Source organism: Aetokthonos hydrillicola CCALA 1050, from assembly GCF_017591665.1.
GTDB classification, from domain to species: Bacteria; Cyanobacteriota; Cyanobacteriia; order Cyanobacteriales; family Nostocaceae; genus Aetokthonos; species Aetokthonos hydrillicola.
On the sequence record NZ_JAAKGC010000170.1, the window covers coordinates 1 to 7,504 of the forward strand.

A 7,504-nucleotide genomic window follows, 5' to 3' on the forward strand; every position below is an offset into this window, starting at 1 on the left:
TGTTAAATCAATCATTGAAACTCCATAACGATGTAAATTGAGTAAAAAAGAAACTCTATCCATACCTGCTAATTGTGCTGCTACCCCAGAAGAAATGCGTTTCATTTCAAACAGCTTAACTGCCATTGCCATTTTTGCTTCTTGCTCAAACTGTTCTCGCGTCTGTTGTAAGGCATCTGGTAAAGTTTCTGGATAGTCGATTTTAAGTTGTAAGGACATATTTTTTTCATCCTAATAATATTACTTGTTTATTGTAGTAAACTACCTACACTGACTTTTGACTTCCTCGTAAAGCCCTGTGGGCAATAGCTGCGCCCAAGGCGCGTAGCGTAGGCGTGCGTGCTCCTGAGAAGGGGTTGACCCGAAGTACCTGGTGCAGTGAGGCTTTCAGCAACCCTGAAGAGTCTGTACTGAGTTCACAATACAAATCCCTCGGTATCCCTTGCAAGTTTACAAAAACTGCCACGATTACTGCTATTTCATCAATCGCCGACTCCTGTACTCTTCCCCTACCCAAAAGCCGCAACCAGATTATGCGATCGCTCTCCTCACTAACCTAGAGGCGATCGCAACAAAAAAAACAAAAAATGTAGCCTCGCAACGTAGCAATAATACCGAATTCGTACTAAATTTTGCATACCCTCTGCAATAGTCAGAACTATATCAAAGTGTAAGCAAAATCTTTAATAAAGTTGCTGTAAAGTATGCTGATGCTCACCCGCCCAAAAAGCTTTGTCACTAGGACAACAAAGTTTGAAAATTGCTCAAGATTTGAAAAGTCCACCTCTGACAATCTCTCCTCAGTTTACCCTAGGCGATATTTATGGCGATTTGGGAGATTACAAAAAAAGCCGTGAATTCTACCAACAAGCACTCACCACAGCGCAACAACTGAAGAATCGCAACAGTGAGGGTATTGCTTTATTTGCTCAAGCTATGGCTGAAGCTCAAGCTTTTTTGACATTTGCTCGAAAAACCCAGAATTCCCTTTGGGAAAAAGATGCACTAAATCTTCTGGGAGATTTACACAAAAAATTTGGACGTAAAGAACAAGCAGTGGTTGCTTATCAACAAGCACTAGCAATTACAACAAACAGTCAAGTCACTGGTGCTGATGCAGGTATTTATGCTGGTTTAGCTGATATTTATCAAGCTTCCAACCAGCCGAATAGTGCTATTGCCTACTATAGCAATCCTAAATGAGTTGTAAACTTCTCGGCTTAGGGAGGGAACAGGGAACGGGGAACAGGGAACAGGAAAGACGGATATATACGTGTACACAGGTGTGCTTGTTTTTTTCACAAATGATTTAGGACTGCTATATAAACAATACATTAATAAAATCCAAGAAGTCAGGTCTGGTTTTCAAGGTTTACCACCAGAGTTACAAAAATCTTTTCTAAATACAACCGTTGATTTTGGAAAGGTAACCATAGCTAGTATTTATCGGCAGTATGCTAACCTATTAATCTCCCAAGGACGAGAAACAGAAGCTACAAAAGTCATTGATCTATTAGCAATACAGGAGATTAAAGAATCTTCAAATCAAGGGAATACTGCTACCAACAAACCAAAACTTCCTCTGACTGAGTCTGAAGCCAAAATTTCTACTCCTAACCCACAAATAATTGCTTTAGCCAAACAAATCAGTGAGTGTGAAAAAAATAAATGTCAAGAAAAAATTCAACTCTATACTAAACTCAATACACAGGTGAATGATTTTAATCAAGAACTCAAAAAAATTGAAAAAGAAATACGCGATCGCCTGAGCACAGATAAAGAAGGTTTCTTTGACCCGACCATTTCTGCCAAAGTGGAACAAATTGTCAATGAAAAACCTGGAACAGTGATGATCTACCCCTTAGTCTTAGAAGATAAAGTTTGGTTGTTGATGTAAACAGGTAATACACTTAATACATCACCAAAATTTAGAGTTGCCAAAAAAGTTGAACTTAAACTCAGCCGAGATGAATTAGGAAAAGCAGTCAAAGATTTTCGTGATTTGTTAGAGTGTGAACATTGTGGTAATGAACAAACCAAACAAGTACAAGCAGCTAGCAAAAAACTCTACAACTGGCTGCTTAAGCCTTTAGAAGCAGAATTAAAAAACAATCAGGTTAAAAATATTGTCTTTGCACTTGATCGGGTAACGCGCTATATACCCATAAGTGCTTTATTTGATGGTAAGCATTACTTAATTGAAAATTACACAATCCACACCATCTTATCAGCAAGTGTGACTGATGTAGAGGATAAATTACCAGCAAATATCCAAGATACCTCGATTTTAGCGATGGGAATGACTCAGGGGGCTTCAGTTCCAGTCCCATGGATGTCTCAACCCGATAAGTTTGCTGGGTTATCGAATGTCAGACAAGAGATAGATGCTATTGTGAAAAATAATACTAATAATCAAGGCATTTATCCAGGACAGAAATTTCCCGATGCAGCCTTTGACTTTCATCGCTTACAAGATAACTTGACAGGGAAAAAGATTTTACATCTAGCTACTCACGGTAGGTTTGTACCAAAATTCAAAGATGCATCTTACCTATTGTTAGGAATAAGAAAACCACTGACTATTCCTCAAATTCAAGCTTTAACAGGTTTAAGCAACATTCACTTGGTAGTGTTATCTGCTTGTCAAACTGCTCTTGCTGATCGTCAACAGGACGGCATAGAAATCGCTAGTTTAGCTTACTATTTTCTCAACGGTGGAGCCAAAGCAGTAATAGCTTCACTTTGGCAAGTGAACGATACAAGTACCAAAGACTTGATGCAACATTTCTACACCTATCTTGCTCAAAATCCCCAACTTACAAAAGCTGAGGCTCTACGTCTTGCCCAATTATCTTTACTTCACGGCAAGCAGGTCGCTATAGATGATATTAAGCGAGGGGCGATTAATCTTGAACCAGTCCCTGGTAAACTAAGTCAACAAACCTCGACTGGTGCTAACTTCGCTCATCCTTACTATTGGGCTCCATTTATTTTGATTGGTAATGGAATGTAAGGTGAACTGGAGCGCAGAATTAGCGATTGAAATTAAAACGCCCGTTTACCTTCTCACCTTTGATATCTCCAGTAATTTTCACTTGATATTGACCAGTTGCTTTGTCAGGTAGTATGCCTGTGTAGTGTTTGTCATCAGCATCATAGTTCAAAGGAACAGTCTTTTGTTTTCCATCAGGTAACTGAACTTGGGCTATGACTTTAGCATTAGGTACTGCTTGGTGATTATCCCCCTTTAACAGATATAAATCCATGTGAGTTTTATTCGCTTCCTTTTCAGGAACAAACTCTAAATGGTAAGCGCCTGTCTCCACAACTTGCCCTCCATGAGATTTACCATGTTCTCCCTCTGTTTTAGTAACAGCAGAAGCAGAGGGAGAAGGTTGGGTGCTTGCGCTCGGAGTAGCTACCCCTTTAGAAGCAGGAGCATTTTCATTGTTAGCTGTGGGATTGCTGTTACTACAAGCTCCCAAAAAAAGCAATCCTACACTTCCTAAAACAATCAAACCTGACTTGAACATTGATCGACTCCTCATTAATAGCTAATCATCAAGAAAATGATAGAAAAATACGTCTATGACATGGCATTTGTCACAACTTCAACGTCTTGTATCTCTTGATTTGTGTCTCTCGGAACCAAAAACTTCCCAAAATAAGAATACAAAGCAGGAATAACTAATAAAGTTAATGCTGTAGAGGTAAACAATCCTCCCAAAACCACTACTGCTAATGGCTGCAAAATTTCTTTGCCAGCACCAGAGCCAATTACCAAAGGAACCATACCCAACGCTGATGAGAAAGCGGTCATCAAAATGGCAACTAATCGCTCCATGGAGCCTTCAACTAAAACTTCATGTAACGGGATACTATTTGCCAACTTGTGGTTGTAATTATCAACTAATAATAAACCATTACGAGTGGCTACACCGAATAGAGTAATAAACCCAACCATTGAAGCAACAGAAATAATTCCCCCGCTTAAAGCAACCGAAATAACACCCCCAACCAATGCCAAGGGCAAGTTAATCATAATCATGATAGTACCGGGAATTGACCTAACAGCAAAATAAATGAGTATCGTAATGGTAATGAATGCAAAAAAGCTAGCCCAAATTAAAGTTTGTGTAGCTTGTTCTTGCGCTTGGAACTGACCTCCATATTGAATGTAGTACCCAGAAGGTAATTGTACTTTTTGCTTAACTTGGTTCCGAATATCATTGATAACAGAACCTAAATCTCGGTTTTTCACATTCGCAGAAACAACAATTAAACGAGAAACATTTTCCCTGTTTATGGTATTGGGACCAGTACCGTAGTCAACTTTAGCAACTTGAGAAAGAGGAATTTTCTGCCCGTTAGGAACATCTATGAGAAAATTACGGATAGTTTCTAAATTGTTCCGAGCACTTTCAGTTAACCAAACAACAAGGTCAAATACTTGTTGCTGTTCCAAAACTTGAGAGACGACTTGTCCATTGAGAGCAGTTTCAATAATTTGAGCTAAATCACCAACAGACAAACCGTAACGAGAAGCAGCAGGACGGTCAAACTTAATTTGTACCTGTTTGACGGGTACTTGGAGTTCTAGCTGTAAATCTACTATGCCAGGAATATTACGAATAGCTGATTCTACTTGTTTGCCTGCAGTAAGAAGTTGTTCTAAATCAGAGCCAAAGATTTTAACTGCGATCGCACTCCTTACTCCCGATAACACCTCATCCATTCGGTGAGAAATAAACCCACCAATATTAGCTGCTACTCCTGGTAACTTGGCAAATTCCTGACGCAGTGTTTCAATACTTCGCTCACGATTTTTTATCCCCGCATCACTCAGTTCAACATCCAATTCTCCAAAGTTGACCCCACCAACATCACTATCCCCAGGTGCACGTCCTGAACGTAACTGTAAAGCTGCAAATCTTTTATCATTTTTTAGGGCATCTTGAATCGCCAAATTAGCTTTGTTAGTTGCTTCTAAAGATTCCCCAGGATAAAGAGAAGTAGCGATAACGAGTGACTTTTCTTGAAACTCAGGCAAAAACACACGTCCCAATGATGGCAGAATCACCACTGAAGCGACAAAACTAGCTACAGTTGCAATCAAGATGATCTGAGGGCGACGAATAGAAAACATCAAAGCTGGGCGATATAATCTGTGAGAAAAACGTGCTAGCCAAGTTTCATCATGTGGTAATCGTCGATTGACCAGTAACAACGCACATAATGCCGGAGTCAGTGTTAGTGCTACTAACGTAGACGCTGCAATAGAAAGTAAATAGGACACGCCCATTGGTGTAAAGATACGACCTTCCACACCAGAAAGAGCGAAAATTGGTGCAAAAACAACAGCTATAATAATTGTAGAAAATAGCACACTAACGCGAACTTCTACCGAGCCATTAAACACGACTTTTAAAGGGTTGATGGGTGTTCCTGCTTGCTGATTCTCCCGCAGACGACGATAGACATTTTCCATGTCTACAATGGCATCATCTACAACCGAACCAATAGCAACAGCCAATCCCCCCAAAGTCATCGTATTAATGCCTTGCCCAGTCCAATTTAAAATCATCATTCCCAGCAGCAAAGACAAAGGCAGGGCACTCAGACTAATAATAACCGTCCGCCAATTCATTAGAAATAGAATCAGAACAGCAGAAACGATGATCATCCCATCACGTAAAGCTTCCTCGACATTCTTAAGGGAAGCTTCGATAAAATTTTCTTGGCGGAAAGTCACGTTTACTCGTACGTCTTCAGGCAAGGTGGCTTTAATTTCTTCCATTGCAGCTTCTACTGCGCGGGTTACAGTTGGAGTATCTGCTTGCGGCTGTTTGTTAACCACCACCACAACTGCCTTCTTGCCGTTTAAAGTAGCGTCGCCACGTTTTAGTTGTGCACCGATTTTGACATCAGCCACCTGACCTAATAGTATAGGTGTGCCATTTTTAGCGGTAATTGCTGATTGCTTGAGATCGTCTATAGACTCAATTCGCCCAACTTCCCGAACTAATAACTCTTGGTCAGGATTAATTAAAAATCCCCCAGGAGCATTAACATTAGCTTTCTGTGTCGCTTCTGTAACTTCCTTGAAAGAAATATTAAATGCTTTCAGCTTATCTGGATCGACCAGCACTTGATACGAGCGTACATCCCCACCAAATACTACAATTTGGGTTACACCGGGAACCGCCAATAGGCGATTTTTCACTTGCCAATCAACAATACGCCGCACTTCCATTAAAGGAGTTGTTTCAGAGGTAAAAGCATATTTTATTACAGCACCCAACGGTGAATTTACAGGAGAAATTTGTGGTGATTCTACTCCTTTGGGTAACTGACCTTGAGCTTGTTGTAACCTTTCTGTTACTAGCTGGCGAGCACGATAAATTTGTGTATCCCAGCTAAAAATGACTTTCACAACAGATATGCCTACCGCAGAAGAAGAACGTACTGTTTCCACTCCTGGAGTACCGTTAATGGCACTTTCTATTGGTCGAGTCACCAGGGATTCAACCTCTTCTGGTGCTAGTCCTGGTGCTTCGGTTTGAATTTCCACTTGCGGGGGTGCAAATGCCGGAAAAACGTCCAGCGGCATTTGTGTCAGGACTCGAAATCCCCATAAACTAATAATGATCGAGGCGATGACAACCAACCACCTTTGTTGGATCGACCACTTCACGACGTTATTGAGCATTTTCTAGACCCTTTAAGGGATACGTGCTTTCCAATGCTGCTCAGTCAGTTGAGATGAGTAGCAATGTTTCGCTGTTTAGCACTGTACTTAATTTCTCAAACCGAAATGAAATTAGGATGAAATTTACGTTTTTTGGTTAAGGTATTGCGATTGAAAAAAAAGCGTTTTGTGCCGACTACAACGATACCCCAGTAGTCGGCGAATACAGAAATTTATGCCATTGCTGTAGCCATCTGGCGGCAAGATTCAGCGCAGCGGCGACAAGATGCAGCACAACGTTTGCAGTGATCGCTGTTATGTTTCTCGCACTCACTCGCACAACGCTCGCAAGCTTCAGCACAAACTCCGCACATTTGAGCATGGAGAGCCGAATTGCGAGACATCAATCGGGCGCAGAGTGTACAGGTGTCAGCACAGTCCCGACACAACTTAATACATTCAGTCATCATTTGTACCATGTCGCTAGTTAAGCAGGCATTGGCACAGTTTTCACATTCATGTAGGCAATCAAGACAAGCCTGAATGCAAGTTTCAAGCTGGGATTGGTGAGATTGAACTGTCGTCATAATCTATCTCCGGTAATCTAGAGTCATTAATGTGACAAGAAGCAGTATTTATACTTCTTTGCTTTGACTCTAAGAAATGATTGGAGCGATCGCGTCTTCCTAATGAGAGGATAATTATTTGTTACTAATTATATATAAGAAATTTCATCCCAATTTCATTTGTATATACATAATTGTTTTATTTGTTGTTGAGATCACAACGATTTCATCCCAATTTCATCTCTAGCTG

Annotated in this window: 7 protein-coding genes; 3 read left to right on the forward strand and 4 right to left on the reverse strand. The window is 40.5% G+C overall.

Features of this window, described 5'->3' with window-relative positions; translation table 11 throughout:
• The coding region (locus G4P69_RS34435; protein WP_208354418.1) for a UPF0175 family protein at positions 1-219 on the reverse strand (219 nt) is incomplete at its 3' end.
• A 513-nt stretch (positions 220-732) separates the two neighbouring features.
• On the opposite strand from G4P69_RS34435, the gene G4P69_RS34440 reads away from it, so the two are divergent.
• The 3 genes from G4P69_RS34440 to G4P69_RS34450 all read left to right on the forward strand — a co-directional run bounded on the left by G4P69_RS34440 (position 733) and on the right by G4P69_RS34450 (position 3,013).
• Positions 733-1,203 (forward strand): tetratricopeptide repeat protein, encoded by a 471-nt coding sequence (locus G4P69_RS34440; RefSeq protein WP_279605100.1) that lies wholly within the window; start codon positions 733-735, stop codon positions 1,201-1,203.
• 70 nt (positions 1,204-1,273) lie between these two features.
• A complete protein-coding gene (locus G4P69_RS34445; protein ID WP_208338457.1) occupies positions 1,274-1,897 on the forward strand; it encodes a hypothetical protein in 624 nt (207 codons plus the stop codon).
• A gap of 105 nt (positions 1,898-2,002) precedes the next feature.
• Entirely contained in the window at positions 2,003-3,013 is a 1,011-nt protein-coding gene (locus tag G4P69_RS34450) for a CHAT domain-containing protein (protein ID WP_208338459.1), read from the forward strand.
• Between the two features lie 19 nt (positions 3,014-3,032).
• Here the strand turns inward: G4P69_RS34450 and G4P69_RS34455 are convergent, their stop codons facing one another.
• From G4P69_RS34455 to G4P69_RS34465, 3 genes are all read right to left on the reverse strand, one after another.
• Entirely contained in the window at positions 3,033-3,533 is a 501-nt protein-coding gene (locus tag G4P69_RS34455; RefSeq protein WP_243902072.1) for a hypothetical protein, read from the reverse strand.
• 53 nt (positions 3,534-3,586) lie between these two features.
• Positions 3,587-6,709: an efflux RND transporter permease subunit gene (locus tag G4P69_RS34460; RefSeq protein ID WP_208338461.1), complete on the reverse strand. Its 3,123-nt coding sequence runs from the start codon at positions 6,707-6,709 to the stop codon at positions 3,587-3,589.
• Positions 6,710-6,921: 212 nt separating this feature from the next.
• Positions 6,922-7,275 (reverse strand): four-helix bundle copper-binding protein, encoded by a 354-nt coding sequence (locus G4P69_RS34465; protein WP_208338462.1) that lies wholly within the window; start codon positions 7,273-7,275, stop codon positions 6,922-6,924.
• Positions 7,276-7,504: the final 229 nt, after the last annotated feature.